General features: G+C 75.2%; 19 protein-coding genes and 1 tRNA gene. 18 read left to right on the top strand and 2 right to left on the bottom strand.

All coding sequences use genetic code 11. The annotated features are described in order from the left end of the window. Nucleotides 1-538 precede the first annotated feature (538 nt). From ACQEU6_RS03355 to ACQEU6_RS03325, 7 genes are read left to right on the top strand one after another with little or no spacing between them, the layout of a single operon-like run. A complete protein-coding gene (locus tag ACQEU6_RS03355) occupies nt 539-1,699 on the top strand; it encodes a hypothetical protein (protein ID WP_499329099.1) in 1,161 nt (386 codons plus the stop codon). A gap of 2 nt (nt 1,700-1,701) precedes the next feature. Then, nucleotides 1,702-3,054, top strand: a complete 1,353-nt coding sequence (locus ACQEU6_RS03350) for a hypothetical protein (protein ID WP_499329098.1) — start codon at nt 1,702-1,704, stop codon at nt 3,052-3,054. After that, nucleotides 3,051-5,717, top strand: coding sequence for a hypothetical protein (locus ACQEU6_RS03345; protein ID WP_499329097.1), 2,667 nt, complete (start codon nt 3,051-3,053; stop codon nt 5,715-5,717). Before ACQEU6_RS03350 ends, ACQEU6_RS03345 begins: the two co-directional genes overlap by 4 nt. Continuing rightward, nucleotides 5,717-6,853, top strand: a complete 1,137-nt coding sequence (locus tag ACQEU6_RS03340; RefSeq protein WP_499329096.1) for a hypothetical protein — start codon at nt 5,717-5,719, stop codon at nt 6,851-6,853. The genes ACQEU6_RS03345 and ACQEU6_RS03340 overlap by 1 nt, the downstream gene beginning before the upstream one ends. Further along, nucleotides 6,850-7,434 carry a hypothetical protein gene (locus tag ACQEU6_RS03335; RefSeq protein WP_499329095.1) on the top strand — a complete coding sequence of 195 codons (585 nt, stop codon included), beginning with the start codon at nt 6,850-6,852 and terminating at the stop codon, nt 7,432-7,434. Before ACQEU6_RS03340 ends, ACQEU6_RS03335 begins: the two co-directional genes overlap by 4 nt. Nucleotides 7,435-7,467: 33 nt before the next feature. Beyond that, nucleotides 7,468-8,727, top strand: coding sequence for a hypothetical protein (locus ACQEU6_RS03330; protein WP_499329094.1), 1,260 nt, complete (start codon nt 7,468-7,470; stop codon nt 8,725-8,727). 1 nt (nt 8,728) lies between these two features. Beyond that, nucleotides 8,729-9,853, top strand: a complete 1,125-nt coding sequence (locus ACQEU6_RS03325; RefSeq protein ID WP_499329093.1) for a TRAFAC clade GTPase domain-containing protein — start codon at nt 8,729-8,731, stop codon at nt 9,851-9,853. A 37-nt stretch (nt 9,854-9,890) separates the two neighbouring features. Here the strand turns inward: ACQEU6_RS03325 and ACQEU6_RS03320 are convergent, their stop codons facing one another. Further along, nucleotides 9,891-11,450 (bottom strand): serine/threonine-protein kinase, encoded by a 1,560-nt coding sequence (locus ACQEU6_RS03320; protein ID WP_499329092.1) that lies wholly within the window; start codon nt 11,448-11,450, stop codon nt 9,891-9,893. 349 nt (nt 11,451-11,799) lie between these two features. On the opposite strand from ACQEU6_RS03320, the gene ACQEU6_RS03315 reads away from it, so the two are divergent. The 4 genes from ACQEU6_RS03315 to ACQEU6_RS03300 all read left to right on the top strand — a co-directional run bounded on the left by ACQEU6_RS03315 (nt 11,800) and on the right by ACQEU6_RS03300 (nt 14,608). Continuing rightward, nucleotides 11,800-12,423: a TetR/AcrR family transcriptional regulator gene (locus ACQEU6_RS03315; protein ID WP_499329091.1), complete on the top strand. Its 624-nt coding sequence runs from the start codon at nt 11,800-11,802 to the stop codon at nt 12,421-12,423. Further along, a complete protein-coding gene (locus tag ACQEU6_RS03310; protein WP_499329090.1) occupies nt 12,378-13,742 on the top strand; it encodes a cytochrome P450 in 1,365 nt (454 codons plus the stop codon). The genes ACQEU6_RS03315 and ACQEU6_RS03310 overlap by 46 nt, the downstream gene beginning before the upstream one ends. After that, a complete protein-coding gene (locus ACQEU6_RS03305) occupies nt 13,739-13,987 on the top strand; it encodes a ferredoxin (protein ID WP_499329089.1) in 249 nt (82 codons plus the stop codon). Before ACQEU6_RS03310 ends, ACQEU6_RS03305 begins: the two co-directional genes overlap by 4 nt. A gap of 105 nt (nt 13,988-14,092) precedes the next feature. Beyond that, nucleotides 14,093-14,608 carry an Lrp/AsnC family transcriptional regulator gene (locus ACQEU6_RS03300; protein ID WP_499329088.1) on the top strand — a complete coding sequence of 172 codons (516 nt, stop codon included), beginning with the start codon at nt 14,093-14,095 and terminating at the stop codon, nt 14,606-14,608. Nucleotides 14,609-14,713: 105 nt separating this feature from the next. Here the strand turns inward: ACQEU6_RS03300 and ACQEU6_RS03295 are convergent, their stop codons facing one another. Next, complete coding sequence (locus ACQEU6_RS03295; protein WP_499329087.1) at nt 14,714-14,932, bottom strand: hypothetical protein; 219 nt, start codon at nt 14,930-14,932, stop codon at nt 14,714-14,716. A gap of 591 nt (nt 14,933-15,523) precedes the next feature. Between ACQEU6_RS03295 and ACQEU6_RS03290 the strand changes: the two genes are divergently transcribed. From ACQEU6_RS03290 to ACQEU6_RS03260, 7 genes are all read left to right on the top strand, one after another. Then, complete coding sequence (locus ACQEU6_RS03290) at nt 15,524-15,895, top strand: LamG-like jellyroll fold domain-containing protein (RefSeq protein ID WP_499329086.1); 372 nt, start codon at nt 15,524-15,526, stop codon at nt 15,893-15,895. 268 nt (nt 15,896-16,163) lie between these two features. Further along, nucleotides 16,164-16,235 (top strand) — tRNA-OTHER (locus ACQEU6_RS03285). Nucleotides 16,236-16,269: 34 nt separating this feature from the next. Beyond that, nucleotides 16,270-17,838 (top strand): SDR family oxidoreductase, encoded by a 1,569-nt coding sequence (locus ACQEU6_RS03280; protein ID WP_499329085.1) that lies wholly within the window; start codon nt 16,270-16,272, stop codon nt 17,836-17,838. Beyond that, the gene (locus ACQEU6_RS03275) at nt 17,838-18,971 is read left to right on the top strand and encodes a leucine-rich repeat domain-containing protein (protein ID WP_499329084.1); all 1,134 of its coding nucleotides are present in this window, start codon (nt 17,838-17,840) and stop codon (nt 18,969-18,971) included. Before ACQEU6_RS03280 ends, ACQEU6_RS03275 begins: the two co-directional genes overlap by 1 nt. Further along, nucleotides 18,968-20,821: a hypothetical protein gene (locus ACQEU6_RS03270; protein WP_499329083.1), complete on the top strand. Its 1,854-nt coding sequence runs from the start codon at nt 18,968-18,970 to the stop codon at nt 20,819-20,821. Before ACQEU6_RS03275 ends, ACQEU6_RS03270 begins: the two co-directional genes overlap by 4 nt. Before the next feature lie 35 nt (nt 20,822-20,856). Further along, the gene (locus ACQEU6_RS03265; protein ID WP_499329082.1) at nt 20,857-22,059 is read left to right on the top strand and encodes an AAA family ATPase; all 1,203 of its coding nucleotides are present in this window, start codon (nt 20,857-20,859) and stop codon (nt 22,057-22,059) included. A 3-nt stretch (nt 22,060-22,062) separates the two neighbouring features. Beyond that, nucleotides 22,063-23,265, top strand: coding sequence for a vWA domain-containing protein (locus ACQEU6_RS03260; protein WP_499329081.1), 1,203 nt, complete (start codon nt 22,063-22,065; stop codon nt 23,263-23,265). Nucleotides 23,266-23,276: the final 11 nt, after the last annotated feature.

Below are 23,276 nucleotides of genomic sequence, written 5' to 3'. Positions count from 1 at the left end.
AAACCTCCTGGCAGGAGGGTGCATTCCCCCCGCGAAGCCGGTCCGGATGCCCCCCGTCGGCCCTCACACCGCTCGTCATCCCGCCGACAGGTACGCGCCGCCGACAGAGGTCATCGGTCCAGTGGACCGGTCGGGGCCGGTGGGCCCGACCGGCCGGGTCGGAACAGCGCCATCGGGGCGACGTCCGTCGTTCTCTCCGCCGGGTGAAAGGCCGCCGCAGAGGACCGGTGCCGGTTTTGCGCATTTTCGTGGCTCGTTGTCCATTGCTTTTTCCACACACCCGGTTTTCTGTCCATGTCCGGTCGCGACGTCAGGGGCGGGCGGGCACGGGGAGCGCCGCGCCCGCCGCCGGCCGCCCGGCGGGCACGCGGCACCAGGGCGGCCGCCTGCTCCGGTCCGCCCCGATCTCGCGCAGAAAAGCGGCAACCTTCCTCCAACTCCGTGCGTCACACAGAGCGGGTCACTTGCACCACTAACTCGTCACGCCGTAAATATGACCTGGGGGAGCGCTATCTACACAGAACGGGCGGGGGCGCCGGTGGAAGAGACATTCACCCTGCAAAAGTCATCTTTCGGGCAATCCGGTCGAGTCACGGTCACTTTCACGCAGGGCGAGCTGCAGCACGAGGACGCGCTCCTCACCCACCGCTACGGCCGCGCCGACGACCGCGACGTCCTCCTCAAGACGGCCCTCTCCCCCGCCGGGGCGAAGGTGCTGCGCCGCGAGGCCGAGGTCTACGACCGGATCGGCGGGCGGCAGGCGTCCGCCGGGCGGATGCTCGGCTTCCAGGCGGCGCAGAGCCCCGTCCGCCTGATGGTCGCCCGCCGCGGCGTGCCCGTCTCCCGGTGCGAGGCGCCGCCGCGGCTCGACGACGTGCAGCTCGGCCGGGCGGCGCGCGACCTGTTCGGCGCGCTCGCGTTCCTCGCCGACCTCGGCTTCGCGCACCGGGCCGTCTCGGCGGACACGGTGTTCTGGGACGGCCGGCGCGTCGAACTGCACGGCTTCGGGCACGTGGAGCCGCTCGGCCCGCCCGAGGCGCTCGCCGGGTCCGCGCTCGGCACTCCGACGGGGCTGCCGGTCAGCGACGTCCCGGACGTCCGGGCCGCCGCCCACCTGCTGCTCCGGCTCGCGACCGGATCGCCCGGCGGCGGCGCGCCCGCGGCCCTCGTCGCGGAGCTGGGCGAGGTCGACGCCGGCCTCGCCCAGGCGCTCGAACCGGCCTTCCACGCCACCGGCGGCCAGGGCGTCTCCCCCGGTGAGATCAAGGACCGGCTGTGGCGGAGCCGCCCGAAACCGCCGCCCGTGCGCGTCCCGGAGGATCGGCAGGGTCCGGCGGCGCCGCCCCGGCGGCCGTCCCCGGCCGAGGCGCCTCCCCCGACGTCCGCCCAGGCGACGCGGGCCGATGCCCGGCCGCGTTCCGCCGTCCGCGACCGGCGGCTCGCCGCGGAGGAGGGCGGGCGCGCCGAGTTCCGCGAACTGCGCCGCCGGCAGCGGGAGTTCCGCCAGAGCCGCCGGATCGCGGCCGAACCGCCGCGGGCGCGAGCCCAGGCGGACCCCGTCGCCCAACTCCGGACGGCCCGGTCCCCGGCGACGGACGGGACGTCCCCCCGCGGCGGGAACGCCGCGCTGCTGCTCCTCCTCCTCCTCGGGGTCCTCGCCGCGACCCTGATCGTCAGCGCCGTCCTGCTCGTGAGGTGACCGTGAGCGACCCCGAACCCCCCAGGCCCAAGCTTCCGCCGAAGCTCGACGGGCCCTACCCGCTGCCCGCCGCGAACCCCGACCTGGACCTGGACCCGGACACGGCCCCGGCCGTGGACGCCCGGCCGAGCGGCGCCGCGCCCGGCGACGCGCCCGCCGGGGCCCCGGCGGGCGAGGACGCGGCGGCCGGCCCCCCGTACGAGCCGCCGACCGAGACGGCGGCGGACGACGACCTCGGTCCGGAGTCGCCGCACCGGCCCCGCGTGCCCGGCCAGCCGGACGGCCCCGACCGCACCATGGTGTGCCCGTACTGCCTGAGCGAGTTCGACTGGAACCGCGCCCCGCTCGTCGACCGGACGGTGGACGGCGAGGAGATCGCGCTGGTCCGGCAGCCCGGCGAGAGCGACGTCCGCTGGCGCACCCGGACGATGCACGCCTGGCGGGTCTGCGAGGCCACCGGCAAGGACCACTTCGTGCCCGCGTCGCTCGGCGGCATGACCGTCCTGATCGTCGGGATGGTCGGCACGTCCGGGTCGGGTAAGTCGCACCTGCTCGCGGCGATGACGGAGGAGCTCGACCAGTCCGCGCTGAAGATCTCGCACGGGCTGGACGTGCTGCCGCTCGACCCGCGGCTGCAGCGCGAGCTGTTCGCCAGGAACCGGTTCGACCTGCTGCGCGACCGCAAGCCGCTGCCGGTCACCCGCCGGGCGCTGAGCCCGGAGTTCACCTGCGCCTACCGGATCACCAGCGGGCACACCGGCGGGCAGTACGCGCTGCTGGTCTTCGACGTGCCGGGCGAGATCTTCAGCCAGGGCCACACCCGCGACGACACCCCGTTCATGAGCATCGCGGACGGGCTGATCTTCGTGGCGGACGGCACCGAGCTGGACGTCCGGCACGGCCGGCACACCGGCGACCCGGGGTTCACCGCGGTGCTCAGCCACATCGACCACGTCCGCGCCGGGCAGGGCCTGGAGTTCCTGCCGCTGCCGGCCGCGCTGGTGATCGCCAAGTCGGACACGCTGCGCGCGTTCAAGGAGGTCGATCGGTGGCTCGACCGCCGGGACGACCTCGAACTCGGCACGGTCGAGGCGGAGTCCGAGGACGCCTACGCCCTGCTGCGCTCGCGCGGCGCGGGGTCGTGGCTCGTCCCGGTCCAGAAGTGCGAGGACGCGACCCTGCACTTCGCGTCGGCGACCGGCGTCGGCGTGGACATGGAGAGCGGCGAGTACCCCGAGCAGTCGTTCCGGCGGCAGCGGGTGCTGCGGCCGCTGCTGTCGCTGCTGGCGATGAAGGGCGTGCTGCCGCGCGGGGTGCTCGGTGCGCCCGCGCACCGGGAGGGCGTGGCGTCATGACGACCGGTTCCCCTCCCGCGCGCGGCCGCGTCGACCAGATCGTCTTCGCCTGGTCGGACCGGCTGCTGGCCGGCGGCCGCGGCCTCGGGCCGGTCGCGACGTCCCTCGGCGCCGACGGGCTGCGCGTGTGGAACGAGCGGCTGGCCGGCGGCGACGTCGCCGTCGGGCAGTGGCTGTCCGGCGCGGCCGAGTGCGCGGCGCTCGGCGCGCTGCGTTTCGGCCGGCAGGGCGAGCACGGCGCTGCGCTGCGGCTGGTGCCGGCCCGCGACCCGAACGGCCGGCCCTCCCAGCTCGTGCACGCGCTCGTCGGCTCGGCGTCGGTGGTGAACGCGGCGCTGGTGCTCGGCCTGCACCGCTGGCCGGAGTGGAGCACGCCGGACCGGCTCGACGCGACGCCCGCCGACCTCGAAGCGCTCGACGCGACCGCGCTGTGGGCGCACGCCCGGGCCGGGCTGGACGAGCCGCCGGTGCGCCGCGACGCGCTGGCCGGCCTGCTCGCCGGGGTGCTCGCCGCGCCGTGCGACTCCTACCTGGCCGAGATCTCCCCGGACGACGTCGGCCTGGCCGCCGGGCTCGTCCGCCGGCTGGACGGGGTCGCCGGGACGGCGCCGCTGACGATGCTGCTGGGCGCCCAGGTCACCCGTCCCGAGCTGCGGCCCCGGCTGCTGGCGGTCGGCCTGCCGGACGCCAGGAACGGGCGGACGCCGCTGACGACCGCGGGCGGCGCCGACGCCGGCACCGCCCGGGTGGCCGGGCTCCTCGCCGACCTGCCGCCGACCTCGCTGAGGCGGCCGCGCGCGCCGCTGACGACGCCCGCGGCGCTCGCGGACTGGGCGGAGGCGGAGCACCAGCGGACCACCGGCGTCCTCGACCTCGTCGACCGGGCGATCGCGGGCACGCTGGACGACCCCGCGCGCCGCCACCTGAACGGCCCGGCCGGGCAGGAGCGGCTGCGCGCCGAACTGCGCGACGCCGGCATGGCGCAGCTCACCGACCGGCTGATGCGCTGGACGGAGGCGAACCCGCACGGGCTGTCCGAGGCCGCCCGGACGCTCCGCCAGGTCGCCGCCGAGCGGTACCTGGCGGACGCCGAGGTGGACCGCGATACCGCCGAGCCGCTGCTGCAGGCCGCCCGCCGGATGGACCTCACCGCGGCGGAGGCGAGGCGCGTCCTCGCGAACTGGTACGCCGGGCTGCCGAAGGTCACCTCGGAGGACCAGTACAGCGCCGTGTACTTCGCGATCGGCGCGGGCATCGACCCCGCGTCCGACGACACCTTCGCCCGGCTCCTGCACGGCATGAAGGCGGCCGCCCTGCTCGACTGGAGCAGGGTGCTGGCGCCGAGCGAGCACGTCAAGGCCGCCCTGCACTTCATGGGCGCCGCGCACCGGCAGTGGAGCCGCGGCGACCGGCGCGGCGACGAGGACGTCCGCGCGCTGATGCGCGAGACCGAGATGTTCCACGAGACGATCCACGACATCGTCTCGCGCTGCGGCCTGCGCGCGGAGGACGGGAACGACCTGTACCGGACCGTCCTCCGCCTGGCGTACGGCGAACCCGTCACGGACCTGGCCCCGGTGCTCGGCGCGATGCCCGCCGACGCGGAGGCGACGCAGTTCCAGCCGTGGGTGTCGCTCGCCGACGTGCTCAGGGGCGACCGCGCCCACGTCTTCCAGCTCGCCGCGCAGGCGCGCAGGCGGAAGGCCCCGCGGACGGTGCTCAAGGACATGCTGGCCGTCCTTTCCAGCACGGACCTGATCCAGGGACTGGCCGAGCAGCCCGGGCAGCCGGGCCTCCTCGAACCCGCGTGCCAGGTGCTGGGCAAGCGCGCCCGCACGTCCGCCGAGCAGCGCGCGACCTGCGACGCGGCACTGGCCGGACGGTTCCTGGCCGGCCTGGTGGAAGGAGCGTGGCCCGACGAGCCCGGCACCCGGTTCCAGGCGTACTCGCTGCTCCTCCAGGCCGTCTACCAGCCCGGAGACCGGTCGGACGGCGGCGGGCTCACGCGGGTGGAGGTGGACGACCTGGCCCGGGCCGGCGGCTCGGGGCCGTTCATGCTGGCCGTGGTCGCCCACGCGGCGCGGGACGCGGTCGTGCCCGCCCTCCTGGACGCGGCGCACCGGCACGCCGCCGACATCGGCCTCCCGCACGAGATCACCGAGTACGCGCTGCGCGGACCGCACCGGGCCGCCGAGGCGCGGACCGCCGCGAGGGCGCCCGCCGAACCGGCGCACGCCGGCACGGGGCACGCGCACCAGGGGCCGCCGGCCGGGAACGGCCCGTCCCCCGGCGCGACCGCGTTCACCGAACCGCCGGTCCCGCCGCACTTCTCGTTCGACCCGCCGCCCGCACGGCCGGGCCGCTTCGCGCCCGCCTCCGGGCGGGACGATCCGGACGACGACCGGCACCCGGTCGTCGTCTGGATCACCGGCCGCACCGTCCAGGAGTGGGCCGTCGCGGTGCTCGGCCTCGGGATCGTCGTCCTGCTCGGCCTCCTGCTGTTCGGCGGCTCGGACGAGGCCCCGCCGCCGCGGCGGGTCGCCCCGACCGTGACCGTCACCGTCGCGCCGGCCGCCTCCCCGACCTCCACCTCCTCGACCCGTGCCGAGACGCCGTCCGGCGGCGACCGGTCCCCGCAACCGACGACGGGAAAGACCCCCTGATGGCGCCTGGAGCGACGACCAGCCCGACCGAGCCCCTCACCTCCGACGACATCCTCAGCGGCATCAGCGCGCGGTTCCACCGGTACGCCGACCGGGCGCTGCAGGACTCCCCCGGGGACGCCGCCAGCGGCCCCGCCCTGCTGAAACGCATCGCCGACGACCTCGACCCGGCCGGCGGGCCGCCGCCCGCCGGGCTCGACCTCGTCACCGCCTACCCGGTGGACGCGCTGCTGCCCGACCCGGCGCCGCGCCGGTGGCTGGAGACCACGCTGTCCTGGGGCCGGTTCTTCCAGAACGTGCTCGTCTTCGCGCCGATCGTCGTCACCTGGTGGAAGCTGCACGACGCCCTGAACGCCTACGGCCGGACCCACAGCGAGGGCTCGTTCCTGCTCGGCTGGCAGGCCGGATCGTTCGACCCCGACCACATCCGGCGCGGCGTCCAGGACTTCGCGCCGCTGTCGGAGACGGCGTGGTGGGTCGTCCTCGCCGTCCTCGTCGTCATCGGGTTCACCGCCGTCGTGACCACCTGCGAGAACCTGCTCGACCGTCCGCGGTACGAGGCCGAGCGCGTGCAGATCGCGCAGGACCTGGCGCTCGCGTCGCACCTGCTGTCCGGCTCCCGGGAGGGCGAGGTCACCTACCGGGACCTCCAGGCGCTGGTGCAGCGGATGGAGACCAGCGTGGGCGGGCTCATCGGCCGCCTCGCGGGCACCGCCGAGGACGTCCGCGCGGCGCTGGAGGGCAGCACCGGCAAGCGCATCGAGGAGGCCGTCCGGACCTGGATCGACAAGGCCGAGGCGCTGGAACGGGCGATCACGAGCATGCAGGCGCCCGCCGAGACGCTGGAGAGCTTCCGGAAGCTGCAGGACGACATCGCCGCCGGGCAGCGCGAGCTGCGCGCCGAACTGGCCGCGATGGTGACGCAGGTGGAGCGGGCGACCCTCGCCACCACCGACCACGCCGAGGCCGCCCAGCACTACCAGGACGCCGGCAACGCGGTGCTCGCCGACGCGGTCACCCGGCTCTCCGCCGGCGCCGACCGGCTGTCGAAGGCGCTCGAACAGCTGGAGTACCTCGTCGACGACACCCGCGAGTTCGTCGCCTACGTGCGGCACGACGGCGGTGCGCAGCGGTGACCGGGCCCGCGAGAGGGCGCACGTCCCGGCGGGGACGGCGGATCTCCCGGTTCGCCGCAGCGCACCTCGCCGGCTGGCTGTTCGCCGACCTGATGCTCGTGCTGTTCCTCGTCGCCATGGCGGTGCAGCCCCGCGCGCAGCTCACCACCGGCATGCCGGAGCAGAAGAAGCCGCGGCCGTCCGGCCCGCGCGTCCTCGGCCAGGACTTCTGCGACTTCCTGATCCCGGTGCAGGCCGGGGGGCTGCTCTCCGGCTCCGGCGGGGCCCGCGCCGACCTGCTGAGGAAGGTCGACGAGGCGCTGCGCGGCGAGCACCCGTCCTGGCTGTACGGGGACGAGATGCGGCGCAAGGACGCCCGCGCCGCCTGCGTCGGGCAGCTCGAGCAGAAGCTCCAGGTCGGCTTCTTCCTCGCCTACGGCGCGCGGAACGACACCGGCAGCGGCGTCACCCTCGGCAGGAACGCCGCCAAGGCCATCAAGTCCGGCAACCCGCGGTTCCGCGAGGCGATCTACCGGGCCGCGTGGACGGGCGGGGAGGGCGACGGCTCCGTCCAGCTCGTCGTCTTCTTCTACCAGGACTGATCCCAGAACTGATCGACACAGGGACGTGACGGGGTGACCACCGAAATCGCACTGCTCGAAACGCCGTCCGGCGAGGGACGCGTCGAGTTCGCGCTGACCCTCGACCAGGGGAGCCGCGCCGGCGCCCGCTACAGGAGCCACTACGGCACGGTCCGGCCCGCCGGCGGCGGCGGCGAGGTCGAGTGCGTGTACAAGGTCGCCACCGGCGCCATGGGCAAGCGCGTGCTGAGCAACGAGGTCGCCGTCTGGGGCGGCCTCCGCATGGAGGACGTGCGCGCCGACCAGTTCGGGACGCTGCTCGGCTTCGACGTCGACACCCCCGACGGCCCGGCGCGGCTGGTGCAGGCACGGCGCGGCCGTCCGCTCACCGAGGCGTCCCCGCTCACCGCCGAGCGGCTGCGGCAACCGGCCCACGACCTGTTCACCGCGCTCCGGGTGCTCGCCGACAACGCCTACGCGCTGGGCGAGCTGTCCCCCGGGATGCTCCTGTGGGACGGCAGGCGGCTGCAGATCGCCGACCTCGGCAACGCGGTCGGCCAGCCGGACGACCTCCGGGCGGCGCGGGACGTGCGCGCGGCGGCCGGGCTGCTGTTCTGGCTCGCCTCGGGCGAGCCGTCGTCGTTCGGGCCGGACGGCGCGGGGCCCGCCGACGAGGGCGAACTGCGCTGGCTGGTCCGGCACCACCCCGATCTCGGCATGGTGCTCCGTCCCGTGTTCGAGGAGGGGGTCCCCACCGCCGCGGAAGTACTGGCGCGCATGGAGGGCTGGCCCGTCTCCGGCGAGACGACGGAGCGGGACGCGCCGGCAGGGCCGGACTCGCCGATCGAGCAGGACGCTCCCGAGGACGACGACACGCGGACCGTGGAGATCCACGCCTCCGCCCATGCGCCGCGGGCGGGACGGACCAAGCGCACCGCGAAGGTCGAGGAGCCCGGGCGGACGGGGCAGACCGAACGGGCCGCGCCGAAGCCGCCTCCTCCGCCCGCGCCCCCGGCGACGGGCGGAGGCTCGCGCTCCATCGAGAACTACCGGAGGGAGAAGCAGTGGCTCGGCCAGCGGCGGGACCGCGCGCCCGCGCCCCCGTCCGGAAGGAACGCGCCGCCGTTCACTCCCGGCGCGCAGCCGGGGCCGGAGGCGGGAAGGCCGGACGCCGCGCAGCGGGTCGGCGTCCCCTCGCTGCCCCGCGACTTCCCGTTCCGCGTCGGCGACGACGGCGGGCGCAGACCGCACCCCGCGCTGGTGTGGCCCGTCGTGTTCGTTCTGGTCGTCCTCATCCTCCTGGTGGTGTTGTGACATGATCGCCCCGCCCTGGCAGTCCGGCCCCGCCGCCTACCCCGGTCCGGAGCCGCGCGCCCGCACGCTCTGCCCGTACTGCCTGAACCACCTCGACTGGTCCGACTACGGCGAGGTCCCGCTCGTCAGGAACACCCCCGACGGGCCGGAGGTGCTGACGCGGGCGCCGGACGAGCCGGAGGTCCGCTGGCGGCACCGGACGCTCGGCGCGATGCGGCAGTGCCACGGCGACGGCGACCCGCACTTCCTCCCGGCCGACTACGGCGACCTGGACCCGCTCATCATCGGGCTGGTCGGCGCCAGCGCGGCGGGCAAGACCCACCTGCTCACCGCCATGATCGCGCAGCTCGAACGGCGCAAGGCCATGCTCGCGCCGGAGCTGCGCGTCGAGCCGCTCGACGGGCACCTGCGGCAGCGGTTCTACGAGGAGCGGATCCGGCCGTTCCTGGAGCAGCGCCGCGTCCTGCCCGCCACCCGCCGCTCCGCGCGGGCCGAGTTCGTCTACGCGCTGCGCGTGTCCAGCGAGTACACCGGGCGGACCCACGCGGTCGGGTTCTTCGACGTCCCCGGAGAGCACTACAGCCGGTACGAGTACGAGGACACCCCGTTCCTCAGCCTCGCCGACGCGATCCTCTACGTCGCGGACGGCCAGCAGCTCCGCACCGGCGACGACTGGAACCCCTGGGTGCCCGACCCCGGCTTCACGCACGCGATCACCCAGCTCCTGCACACCCGGCAGACCCGCGACGGCCTGCTGCCGCCCGGCGCGATCGTCGTCGCCAAGTCCGACATGCTCGCCGGGCTCGACGGCACGGTCGCGCACTGGCTCGCGCGCGACGACGAGACGGTGCTCGGCGACCTGCGCACCGCCGAGGACGAGAACGAGGCCGCCTACGCGTTCCTGGACCGGCACGGCGCCGAACTGTGGCTCGCGCCGTTCCACTCCGGCTCGCCCACCAGCCTCCACTTCGCGTCCGCGTCGGGCGTGCCGCCGATCCCGGAGGAGGGCGTGTTCCCGCACCGGGACTTCCGCCCGACCCGGGTGCTGCGCCCGCTGCTGTCGCTGTTCAGCGCCACCGGGCTGATCCCCCGGATCGAGACCGAGGGGCCCGGCCAGTACCTGTGAGCCCACCCGGCCGCCGCCTGCCGCCCGCGACGGCCGGTCAGCGCCGGTACGGGCCCTGACCGCCCGCGGCCCGCCAGGCGTGCGGGGCGAGCAGCTGCGCCACCACGAGGTCGGCGCGCCCCTCCGCGGTGGCGGGGTCGGCCGCCTCCGCGAGGCGCAGCCGGTCCGGCCACCACGGGACGTCGCGCGGCACGGCCGCGGCGAGCGCGCGGACCCGCTCCGCGGCGTCGGCGAGCAGCGTCAGCTCCGCCGCCCACGCCCACAGCATCGGCCACTCCCGCTCGGACGGCAGCTCCGCCCGCGGCCGGCCCGGACGGCTCGGCAGCACCCGCCCGCGCAGCCAGCTGAGCTTCCCCTCCGCCCGCGCGACGATCTCCGGGACGTCCGCGTGCACCCGGTCCAGGACGGCGCAGCGCCCCCGGCAGCCGGGGTGCCCGCAGCGGTGCCGGGCCGCGTCGGCCAGCACGCCGCCGTCCACCACCTCCCGCAGCAGCTCCCGGTCGGCGGGGCCGCCCCGGGCGAGCCGGAGCAGCCCCGGCGCGTCGATCGGACGGCCCTCGTAGCGCGGCGTCACGTCCGGGATGATCTGCGCGGTCAGCCTGATCAGCGCCCGCCGCGCCCGGTCGCCGCCCAGCCCGCGCAGGTACCGCACGTCGGCGGGGTCGGCCCCCTGCCGGACGAGCCAGTCGGCCAGCCGCCCGCCGTTGCCGGCCAGCCAGGCGGCGCCGTCCCGCCAGTTCCGCTCCAGGTCGTCGGCGAGCCCGCGGACGTCCCGGTAGGTGCGGCCGTTGAACCGCGGCGGCCGGTGCTCGTCGGCGACCCACGCCACCACGTGCTCGTACGTCCAGCGCCGCGCCGGGTCGACGACGAGCAGCCCGTCGATCAGCCGCCGCCACTCCGGGTCGGTCACGGCGTCCAGCGCGGGCCGCCGCCCGTCGCGCAGCAGCTCCCGCACCCGCGCGGACGGCGTCCCCTCGTAGGGCGTCCGGCCGAGCAGGAGCTGGTAGGCGATGATCCCGAGAGCCCACCAGGCGGCCGGAGCGCCGCGGCGGCCCCGCGCGGTCTCGGGCGCGGCGTAGGCCCAGGTGGTCAGCAGCCCGCCCGGATCCCGGCCGTGGACACGGACGTTGCGGGCGATGCCCCCGAAGTCGCCGATCAGCAGTTCGTAGGGTTTCCGGGACCGCACCAGGATGTTGGCCGGTTTCACGTCCGTGTGCGTCAACCCCATGGCGCCCAGCCAGAAGTTCAGGCATTCGGCGAGTTCGGCGACGATCGCCCGCAGTTCCGCGTCGCCGAGCGGGAGGGCGTCCCGGATCAGGACGTCCAGCGAACCGTGCGCGCAGTACTCCTGCGCCATCCAGCCGACCTCGGCGCCGTCCACGACGAGGTTCCCGTAGTCGTGGATCCGGGGGACGTGCCGGGTCGCCTCCAGCCGCCCCAGCACCACGAGCTGGTCGGTCTCCAGCCGGGCGTCCCGGTGCACCTTGACGACCACCAGGTCCGCGCCCCCGCAGCCGCCGCCGAGCGGTTCCGCCAGGTGGACGACCGACTCGGCGCCGACCGCCTCGACCCGGACCGGGCGGAACCTCTCCCGCAACGCCGCCGGAAAGTCACCGGCCTCCCCGGCACCGCCGCCCAGCCCCAAAGAACGACCCTCTCCCCGTCCGCCCCGAATCCCCCGATCCTATGTCCGCGGACCGTCCCGAACTGGGTCGCCCGACGCGGTTCCCGGCGATTCACCGCAACGGCCGGAGCGCGCCGGAACGGTCTCCCGAACCGCCGTCGACGACCGTGCCGGCCCTGGCAGCGGGTCGTGCCGCGAGAGCACATGCGTTATGTGAAGCAGAGAGCTCGGTTTCCGTTCTTTTCGGTCTTGGGGACTGCCGTGGCGCTTCGGCTGGCTTACGGTGTTGAGCACTCTGGGGCCGGCACGGAGGGCGGGCGGCATGCGGGACGACGCGACGGCGGGGAGCGGGCTGAAGAAGGTGCCGCTGAGCAGGCCCGAGCGGCGCGCGGAACTGTTCGACGCCGTCCTCGCCCTGCTCTCGGAGGTCGGGTACGAGCGGCTGACCATGGACTCGGTGGCGCGGCGCGCGCGGGTGGGCAAGGCGACCCTGTACCAGCGCTGGCCCACCAAGGCCCGCCTGGTGATGGCCGCGATGGAGCGCTACCGGCCCGCCGTGTCCGGGCGGGACGCGGGCTCGTTCACCGAGGACATCCGCCAGCTGCTGATGGCCTACGTCGCCAGCTGGTCGAGCCTGGACCGCGGGTTGGTCATCGCGCTGCTGGAGGGCAGCCGCCACGACGCCGAGCTGGCCCGGCTGCGCCGCGAACGCCTCGCCGACCCCGTGCGGCGCTCCATCGAGGCGGCGCTCGACCGGGCCCGCGAGCGCGGCGAGATCCCCGGCCGGGTGGACGCCGGGCTCCTGGCGGACCTGCCGTTCGCGATCATCCTCGGCCATGTGCTGATGCAGGACGAGCCCCCCGGCCACGACCTGGTCGATCGGTTTGTGGACGGCATCCTGTGCCCCCTACTGGACGCCCCCAACCTGCTGGAACCTCGCATATAGAACGGATCCGTTCTATTTTCGGAGCGGATGCCGCCCCTTCCGGCGAGCCAGCCGTCAGCCGTCCCGCCGGGAGCGGCGCAACGCGAGTCTCCGAGGAAGGGATCTCGTCCGATGCGCACTCCGCAGCCCCCGCCTCCGCCCCCGCCCCGCTGCCCACGCGGCGCGACGACCCGCTCGACCCGCCGCCGGCGCTCGGCCGGCTCCGCGGGGAGTCGCCGGTCTCCCCGCTGTCGTTCCCCGACGGCGCCACCGGCCTCCTGCTGACCCGGCACCAGGACGTCCGCGAGGTCCTGGCCGACGAACGGTTCAGCGCCGACCGGTCGACGGCCTCCTCGCCGGTCAGGAGTCCCGCCTTCCGGCCCGAGGACCGGACCGGTTCGCTGCTGTTCATGGACCGGCCGGAGCACACCCGCTACCGGCGGCTGCTCACACCGTTCTTCACCACCCGCCGGATGCGGGCGCTCACCCCCCGCGTCGAGCGGATCGTCGCCGACCACCTCGACGCCCTGCGCGCCGCGGGCCCGCCCGCCGACCTGGTTCCGGCGTTCACCCTGCCGATCCCGTCCCTGGTGATCTGCGAGCTGCTCGGCGTGCCCTACGCCGACCGCGCCCGCTTCCACGCCTGGTCGGCCGCCCTGCTCAGCGTCACCGCCGACACGCGGCACGTGGCGGAGGCCAGGGACGCGCTGCTCGGCTACATGCGGGAGCTCGTGGCCGCCAAACGGCGCAGCCCCGACGACGCGCTGCTGGGCTCGCTGATCACGTCCGGGGCCGGGCTGAGCGACGCCGAGCTCAGCGGGATCGGCCGGCTGCTGCTGGTCGCCGGGCACGAGACCACCGCCAACATGCTGGCGCTGGGCACCCTCACCCTGCTCACCCGTCCCGGCCTGGCGAGCGCCCTGCGCGGCGGCGCGGAGGCCGCCGGCCCCGCGGTCGAGGAACTGCTGCGCTACCTGAGCATCCTGCAGTTCGGCATCGTCCGGGTCGCCAAGGAGGACGTCGAGATCCACGGCCACCCGGTGCGCGCCGGTCAGACCGTGGTCCTGTCGCTGCCCGCCGCCAACCGCGATCCCGAGCACTTCGAGAAGCCCGACGAGCTGGACCTGACGCGGCCGCCGTCCCAGCATGTGGCGTTCGGCCACGGCATCCACCAGTGCCTCGGTCAGCAGCTGGCCCGTGTGGAGATGCGCATCGCGCTGACCGCCCTGTTCGACGGGCTGCCCGGCCTGCGCCTCGCCGTGCCGCCGGACGAGGTGCCGATGCGGCACGACATGTTCATCTACGGAGTCCACCGGCTCCCGGTGAGCTGGGGGCGGTGACCGCCGTGCGGATCGTCGCCGATCACGACCGCTGCCTCGGCGCGGGACAGTGCGCCCTCTTCGCGCCGGAGGTCTTCGACCAGTCCGACGAGGACGGCACCGTCGTGCTCCTCACCGAGTCCCCGCCGGAGGACCTCCACGAGGACGTCCGCCGGGCTGCCCGGATGTGCCCCAACCAGGTCATCAGCCTGCACGAGCGCACGACCGCGGACGCGCCGTCGACGGCGGAGGCGTCGTCTCCATGACCGGCGCGCCCGACCGGCGATGAGGACCCGGCGCGCCTCCGCGAGCCGCGGGCGCGCCGGGTCGTCTCCGTTGAGAACTTTCGCGCCCCCACGCAATAATCTTGCATGCCCGAAGCGCCGCCTCCCCGTCTGGACGAGATCGACGGCCTGCTGCTGGACCTCCTCCAGCACGACGCCGGACGCACCCTGCACGACCTCGGCGAACGGGTCGGGCTCTCGCCGAGCGCCGTCCAGCGGCGGATCGCCCGCTACCGCAAGGACGGCCTCATCGCCAGGCAGGTCGCCGTCCTCGACCCGCACCGCTTCGGTCCCACCGTCCTGGCCACGGTGCTGGTGACCCTCGACCAGGAATCCTTCGGGCACCACCGCGTCTTCTCCGACCGGATGCGCGCGGATCCGCAGGTCCAGCAGTGCTACCGCGTCGCGGGCCCCTGGGACTACGTGGTCGTCCTGGCCGCGCGGAGCATGCGCGAATGCGACCGCCTCGGCGACCGCCTGTTCAAGGCCGACGACAACATCAGGCGTTACGAGACCTTGGTCGCCTTCGACACCGTCAAGACCGGTCTGGCCCTCCCGCTGCCCGCGCCGCAGCCCGCTCGACCGCAGGACGGGCGGCCATGAGCAGGGTGGAGACCTGACGCCGGCGGGAGCCGCCCGCCGTGGCGACTCCCGCCGGCGGTCGCGGTCCGATCACCGGATCAGATCGTGCGCGCCCCCAGGACGTGCTCAGCACGAGGGGATCCCCGAGGGGACGCCGGTGACGTTCCCGGAGAAGATCCAGCCCGGGTCCCGGTACTCCCCCGCGGGCGGCTCCGGGCGGACGTAGTACCAGGTGTTCCCCGCGTCGTTGACGAACTTGCACCAGGCCCACGGCTTCTTGTTCGTGGGCATGGAGGTCCACCCGATGGTGTCGCAGGTGGCCGACGGGCCCTCCCGCAGTTTCATCGGCTTGTTGGTGCCACTGTGCGGCGAATCTTCTGAAGCCGGCCGGTCGCCACACCTCCGAGCAAAGGGCTGAACTCCGTCACTCGAAGCATTTGTCGGCGTACGCGAACCGGCCCCATGAGACCTCCTTTCCTAGCAGTGGACGGGCCTGGACGGGCCCTACCGCCTCCATCAGAAACGTGCGTCGGAGACGGCTGTGCCACAAGGGGATTTTCGTCCGGGACACCGGCCGTGGCCTGCACAAAGAAGGAAGAGCCGTGTCCCGGACAGCGCCGGAGGGCCGGTCGGACGGCACCGGTTCCCGGCCGCCGGTAATGATCACCTGTGGCCACGATCCGACGACGCCGCGTTAACCGGCGACATCGCCCTTGTCAGAGATCTTTGCCAGCGGTCATCATTCTTTGCATACGCGGCGGGTGCCATTCAGGGGGCGGGGAGAACATGGCGCAGGAGATGGTTTCTCCGGAGGACACGCGGTCCAGCGGAGAGTTCGTTTCGTCCCCGTGGAAGCATTCGTCCGCGCCTGCCTCGGCCCCGAACAAGCCGTGACGGAGGCGGCGCAATGGCCGGCGGCCTATGACCGCCTGGCCGGTGACGGGTCACCGGTCCACGCCATGCCGCCTGCGCCGACCTTCCTGCTGGTCGACACCAGGCCGGTTCGACCACGGCGCCGCGGACTCCGGCGGCCGCCGTCCGCTGACGGCGGCCGGCCGAGCGAGCCGGATCGCCGCGCCCAGCGGGCAGGCGCTGCTGCTCGACGGCACCGCCCACACCACGGCCCCGGACGCGGTGTTCCGCACGGATCTGGACTTCAGCGTCACCGCCTGGGTCAAGCTCGACGCCATCGACAGCTGGGGCACCGTGCTCAGCGTGCACCACGGCGACTTCGACGTCTTCCTGCTCAGCTACGACTCCGACAAGGGAAGGTGGGCGGCCCTGGTCCCGAACCAGGCCACCGGCTGAGCCGACGGTCAGGTCGACCTCCGACCAGATCAGGCGCCCGTCGAACGACTTCTTCACACCCTCGACGCGGAGTTCCGCGCGACGGGGCTGATCGACGCCACGTGGTTCCGCAGCCGGCGGCTGGACACCCCGGCCAGAACTCTGCGGGATCCGGGAATATCACCGCGCTGGGAGGCTTAGGCGACGTAGTCGCCGTCCGAGGTCCTCGGCCCAGTTCGCCCGGTGTGGTCACGGATCGTCCGAGTTGATCGCTAGGATCTTCGACGGCAGGGCTGTAGCGCAGAGGTCGTCGCGCCTTACAGCAGGTTGGAGGACGTCGGTTCGAATCCGACCAGCCCTGCCCCAGAGCATCGACGATCGGCGGAAGGTCAGTGGTGGTCGACCCCAGCCTGGCCGGGACGCCCTCGCCGCGATCCGGGGCCGGCCCCGACCGGGCCGACATCGAGACCTGCCTGCGGGTCATGGCCGGGGCCCGCGAGGCCGATCCGGCCGACCCCCGGTGGGCGGCGGTGCACGAGGCCGCGGCCCAGGTGCACCGGGCGGGCAAGAAGGCGCGCAAGGCGGCCCGGCACGCCGATCGCAGGCGGCGCGACCGCGAGGCGACGGCGGCGACCGCGCGCTACCGGGAGCAGGACCCCTCCGCGGAGTCCGTCCTTCCGGCGATCCCGCCGGGCCGCCCCGACCCGGCCGGTGCGCCCGGACCGGAACCGTCGACCGGCCGCGCGGAGCGGGCCGGCCGGGCGCTGGTGGGGACGCGGCGCTGCTACGTCTGCAAGGCGGCCTACCGGCGGGTGCATCACGAGTACCACCTGCTCTGCCCGGACTGCGCCGAGGAGAACCTCGCTCGCCGGCACGCCCGCTGCGACCTGCGCGGCCGCCGGGCGATCGTGACCGGCGGCCGGGTGAAGATCGGTTTCCAGCTGGCACTGAAGCTGCTGCGCGACGGCGCGGAGGTCCTAGTCACGACCCGGTTTCCGCGGGACGCCGCCCGCCGGCTCGCGGCCGTCCCCGACGCCGCGGACTGGGCGGACCGCGTCCACGTCCACGGCGTCGACCTGCTCGACCTGGCGGCCGTGGCCGGGCTCCTGGAGACCGTCCACCGGCGCTTCCCCTCCCTCGACATCCTCGTCAACAACGCCGCCCAGACGATCCGCCGGCCCGCCGCCTACCATCGCGGGGTCCGGGCGGCGGAGACCGAGCCGCTCGGGGGCCTGGCCGCCCGGATCGATCTGGTGGACGCGCCGCCGACCGGGTGGGAGGTCTCCGCCCTGGCATCACCCACCGCCCCGGCGCTCGAAGCCGTCCCGGACACCGGGCCCGCGCATGCCGGAGAGCCTGCCGTCCCGGACACCGGGCCCGCGCATGCCGGAGAGCCTGCCGTCGCGGCCGGGCGCGACGTGCTGGAGGCGCTGTTCCCCGCCGGCCGCACCGACGAGACCGGTCAGCCGCTCGACCTGCGCGACCGCAACAGCTGGAGCCTCCGGCTGCACGAAGTGGACCCGGCCGAGTGGCTGGAGGTCCAGCTGGTGAACTCCTTCGCGCCGTTCCTGCTGACGTCCCGGCTCCGCGACCTGCTGGAGGCCTCGCCGTGGCCGGACCGGTACGTCGTGCAGGTCTCGGCGATGGAGGGCAGCTTCTCCCGGGAGCACAAGACCGTCCGGCACCCGCACACGAACATGGCCAAGGCCGCCCTGAACATGCTGACCCGCACCGCCGCCGCAGACTACGCGGCCTCGGGGATCCACATGAGCAGCGTCGACACCGGCTGGGTCACCGACGAACGCCCCCATCCGGACAAGACCGCGCAGCGGGAGGCGGGGTTCCGCCCGCCGCTGGACGTCATCGACGGCGCCGCCCGGCTCTACGACCCGATCGTGCGCGGTGTCGGCGGGGAACGGGTGTCCGGCCTGCTCCTGAAGGACTACCGGCCCGTGGATTGGTGATGACAGAGCCCACGCCCGTACGCTGCCCGGCGATCGAGCACCCCGACGTGCCGCCGGCCGACCCGGCGGACCTCGATCCGCTGCTCGCCCGGCTGGCCGCGCCGGCCCCCGTGGTGGCCGACGAGGCCTTCCCCCTCGGCGCCCTGCGGCCGGGCGGCCGGGTCGACCTGTGCAAGCAGGGCCTCGGACCGGCCGGGGCGGCCCGGCTGCTCCCGGTCGCGGCGGCCTCTCCGCTCGCCGTCCACGTGCTGCTCGGCACCAACGCCATCGGCGGCGACGGGGCGCGGGCGGTCGCCGGCGCATTGGTCCCCGGCCACGGCCTGGAGAGCCTCTACCTCGGCTGCAACCGCATCGACGCGGACGGCGCCGCGGCGCTCGCCGATCGCCTGGCCGCGGACGCGACCGTGCGGGCCCTGTGGCTCAAACGGAACCCGATCGGCGACGCCGGGGTCGGCGCTCTCGCGGCGATGCTGCGGAGGAACACGACGATCCGCACCCTCGACCTGGTCAACACCGGGCTCACGTCGGACGGCCTGCGGGCGATGCTGGACGTGCTCGCCGAGCGGCCCCGTCCCGTCGAGCGGCTCTTCCTGGGCGGCAACGGCCTGGGGCCGGAGTCGGCCGGCCTGCTGGCCGCGCTGGTCAAGGACGCCGGGGTCCGCGAGCTCTACCTTCCGGCGAACCATCTCGGCGACGCCGGCGCCGCCGTGCTCGCCGCGGCCGCCGACCCCGCGCGGCCCGTCCGGCTGGGCCTCGGCGGCAACGGCGTCGGGCCGGAGGGCGCCCGCGCGCTGGCCGGCGCGCTCGACGGCATCGAGGCGCTGGACCTGGGCCGCCCTCCGTCGGAGCGGAGTCTCGGCGCGCCCGCCAACGCCACCGGGGACGCCGGCGCCGCGGTCCTGGCCGCCGCGCTGCCCGGCAGCCCGCTGCGCCGGCTGGAACTGCGGCGCACCGGGATCACGGGGCGCGGCGCCAAGGCCGTGGTGGCCGCCGTCCCCGACGACACCCGCCTGGAATATGTCGGGTTCGGCCCGGGTGTGCCCCGCCGGGTGAAGCGGGCGCTGGCGCCGCGTCTCCGCCCGGCCGCCCGGACCCACCCGGATCTGCACGCGATCGGAAGCCTCTACCGGTGAGCGCGGCAGCTTCGCCGGCCGGCCTCCCGCCCCGCCCGCCGTCCCCGTCCCACCCGCCGCACGAGGCGTCGCGGCTGCGGCGGATCCGGCGGTACGCGGTGCCCGAGTGGATGATCGAGCAGGCGACCGGGCGGCGTCTCGCCGGTGACTGGCGCGGGGCCTGCGCCGCCGCGAACGTCGACGTCGCGTTCGACCTCGCCGGCATCGTCCGCGAGTACGGCTCCGCCGTCGCGGCCCGGCTCGAAGACGACCTGTGCCACTTCGCTCCGGACCTGCTGCGCTGGCACCTGCCCCGGCTCGACCGCGGCCGGACGACCATCGTCCCCGACCAGCAGATGATCCTCGGGCGGCTGGGCGAGGATCCGGACGCCCCCTGCCTGCAGCTCGGCACGCCTCGCTGGATGGTCCACGGGCCCCAGCGGCTGCTCCTGCAGGTCGGGTCGGTCCCCGGAACGGACACCTACCTGGAGACCGACTGGGCCTACTGCGCGTTCTGGCGCGACGTCGCGCAGGACTGGAGCACGTCCCGTCACCTGTGGGACGTGCGCCACGCCGACGAGCTGCGCGAACGCTGCGGCGGGGACAAGGCCAGGGCCCCGTTCCTCCACGGCGACGGCGCGCCCCGCACGGCGGCCGAGCTGCCGTCCGCCGATCCCGGCCGCGCCGATCCGGCGGCGTTCACCGAATGGGTCACGCTGCTGCACGAGCGCGGCGAAGTGGAGGCGGCCTTCGCGACCGCCGGCATCGACCTGGACACCGCGCCGGTGGAGATCGACCCCTACTACCAGGTGAGCAGCGTGGATCCGGTCGAGGTCTTCGCGCGGACACCCCTCGCCCCGTCCCGGCTGGAGGCGGAGATCCGCCGCCTGGCGGCCGCGGCGGGGACCGACCAGTTCTGGATCCCCTACCGGCAGTACGCGGCGATCGTCTTCGAGACCGGCGGAGCGGACGCGGGTCTGCGCGCCCGGGTCGTCGAGGTCGAGCCCGGTGACGAGCCCGCCGACGTCGTGCTGGCCGAGGCGTGCTGGCGCCGCCTGCCCGATCTCGACCTCCTGCGGGACGGCTTCCCGCCGGAGCGGCTGCACCCGCTGGTCCGCGACGCCCTGTTCCCCGAACGCGCCCCGGACGAGGCTCCGGCGGCGCCGCCCGCCGCGGACCTCCCCGCGCCGGTCCGGGTCCGCTGCCGCGGCGAATGGCATGAGACGTCCTTTCGTGACGGCGTCCTTCACATCCCGCACAGCGCTGAGGAGCGGCGGCGCGAGAGCGCCATGCGGGCGTTCGGCGGCGCCGTGGCCGGGTGCTTCGCCGCGCAGAGCGCGTGGACGACCGGGCAGGGACGGCTGCCCAAGGCGCTGCGCCACCAGCGGGACGAGCTGTTCGCACTGGTCCAGCACGGCGACCTCCCCGGAGTCGTGCGCCTGCTGGACGCCGGCGTGGATCCGCACGTCCGCGACGGCCAGGGGCGCACCCTGCTCCACCTGCTGCACCTGCTCGATCCCGGCGCCGACCCGCACGTGATCGGCGACCGGCGCCGCGCGTCGGCCCACGCGCTGTGGCACCTCGACCACGGGGGCCTGCTCGCGCGGCTCCTGCGGGCGGGCCTCGACGTCGACGCCCGGGACCGGGAGCAGCGGACGCCGCTGTTCGCCGCGATCTGCGGGGGCGGTTCGGTGGCGCTGGTCCGGGCGCTGCTCGCCGCGGGAGCGCGGATCGACGTGGCCGGCGAGATCCACGGCCAGGACATGTCGCTGCTCCGGCTGATCCTCTGGCTGGGCCGGGACCACGACGATCTGGGCTTCATCGTGGAACGGATCGAGCGCGAGCACCCGGAGATCGCCGAGGAGGAGTGAGACCTCCGCCGGATGACGAGGAAGGACGAGGATCGGTGAACGCCCCCGACGAGCACCCCGCACCGGACCCGCTGGCCGCCGCCGACGAGCTGGGCCGCCGGCTCGGGTCGCCGCGCACGGAACCGGCCGCGAACCCCCAGCTGGAGGCGCTGGCGCTCGCGGTGTCGGCGAACCTGCCCGTGCTGCTGTGGGGCGAGCCGGGGATCGGCAAGTCCGCCGCGCTCGGGCAGCTGGCGGCCGGTCTCGGCGTCCCGCTGGAGACGGTGATCGCCAGCGTGCACGAGCCGTCCGACTTCGCCGGCCTGCCGATCATCGGTGACGACCCGGCCGCCACCGGCGTGCCGATGGCCCCGCCGGACTGGGCGGTCCGGCTGGCCGCGTCCGGGCGCGGCATCGTGTTCTTCGACGAGCTGTCCTCCGCTCCCCCCGCCGTCCAGGCGGCGCTGCTGCGGGTCGTCCTCGAACGCCGGGTCGGCAGCCTGGCGCTGCCCGAGGCCGTCCGGGTGGTCGCCGCCGCGAACCCGCCGTCCAGCGCGGCGGACGGCTGGCACCTCAGCCCGCCGCTGGCGAACCGGTTCGTCCACCTGCGATGGACGCACGACCCGCGGACGGTCGCGCGCGGCATGGCGGGCACCTGGCCCGCGGTGCCCGTGCCCGTCGTCGACCCGTCCCGGGTGTCGAGCGCGGTCGCCCGGGCCCGCGGGACGATCTCCGGGTTCCTCACCGCCCGGCCCGGCCTGACCCACCATCTGCCCGGCGACGCGGAGAGCCGGGGCCTCGCCTGGCCGTCGCCGCGGACCTGGGAGATGGCGCTGCGGCTCCTGGCGGTCGGCTACGCCACCGGCGCCGAGCAGAAGGTGGTCGCGGCCGCCCTCGTCGGCGCGGTGGGCGACGGCGCCGGCCTGGAACTGCTGAACTACCTGGAGCAGCTCGACCTGCCCGATCCGAACCGCGTCCTGGCCGATCCGAAGGCCTTCGCGCTGCCGGGGCGCGGCGACCGGCAGCTCGCCTTCCTGACGGCCGTCGTCTCGGCCGTGCAGAGCGACCTCACCCGGCGCCGCTGGGAGGCGGGATGGACGGTGCTCGCCAAGGCCGTCGACGCCGGGATCCCCGACATCGCCGCCCGGGCCGCCGCGGACCTGGCGGTGCTGCGCGACACCGACTGGCCGGTCCCGGCCGGGATCGACGCGTTCCTCGACCTGCTCCAGCTTTCCGGCGCGCTGCCGGGCGGCTCCTGACCCGTGGGCGACCTCGACCGGGTCAAGCTGCTCGCGGCGCGGTACCGTGCGGCGAGCGACCGGCCCTACCTCGCCTCGGCGCTGTACTCGCTGACGGTCGTGCCCAGCGACGGGGTGCCGACGATGGGCGTCGACCGGCACTGGCGGTGCTATGTGTCGCCCGCCTTCGTCGCGGCGACCTCCGTCCCCGAACTCGCGGGCGTGTGGATCCACGAGGCGGCGCACCTGCTGCGGAACCACCACGGCCGCGCGGACCTGCTGCCGGCCGCCGGCCACCTCGACCGGTCGCGCCTGAACGTCGCCCAGGACTGCGAGATCAACGACGACCTGCTCGCCGACGGGCTGGAGCTCCCCGAGGGCCGGGCGGCGCCCGGCGACTTCGGGCTGGAGACCGGGCGGCTGTTCGAGGAGTACCTCCCCCGCCTGCCGCCGTCGGCCGCGTGCTCCGACTGCGGCTCCGGCGCTCACGGCTCACCCCGCGGCTGGGAGACCGGGCCCGGCGGGTCGGGGAGCGTCAGCTCGGTCGAGGCCGAGGCGCTGCGCCGCCACACCGCCGAGGCCATGCGCGCCCACCGGCGCAACCGCGGCTCCCTTCCGGGAGGCTGGCAACGCTGGGCGGAGCAGGTCCTCGAACCGGCGGTCGACTGGCGCCGCGCGCTGGCCGGCGCCGTGCGGGAGGCCGTCGCCTGGGCGGCCGGAGCGGTCGACTACACCTTCCGCCGCCCGTCCCGCCGCACCGCCGCGCTGCGCGGCGTCGTCCTGCCGAGCCTGCGGCGTCCGCTGCCGGTCGTCGCGATCGTCATCGACACCTCCGGCTCCATGGGCGAGGACGACCTCGCGGCGGCGCTCGCCGAGGTGACCGGCGTGCTGCGGGAGGTCGGGGTCGGCGGGAACCGGATCACCGTGCTCGCCTGCGACGCCGACGTGCGGGCCGCGACGCGGGTGACGTCCGCGCAGCAGGTCGCGCTCGAAGGCGGCGGCGGGACCGACATGCGGGTCGGCATCCGGGCGGCCCTCGACCGGCCCGAGCGACCCGGAGTCGTGATCGTGCTGACCGACGGCTTCACCCCCTGGCCCGAGGCGCCGTCGTCATCGCGCCTCATCGCCGCGCTCATCGGCGCCGACCCGCCGCCCCCGCCGGCCTGGGTCGAAACGGTCCGCGTCCCCCAGCCCGGTCCCGGCCCGGCGGATCACCCGAGCCGGTGAACGTTCGCTCC

The sequence above is a fragment of the Spirillospora sp. CA-108201 genome (assembly GCF_050936235.1).
In the GTDB taxonomy this organism is placed as follows: Bacteria; Actinomycetota; Actinomycetes; order Streptosporangiales; family Streptosporangiaceae; genus Spirillospora.
The sequence above is the reverse complement of the archived record's forward strand: the minus strand, read 5'-3'. Positions and strand labels throughout refer to the sequence as shown.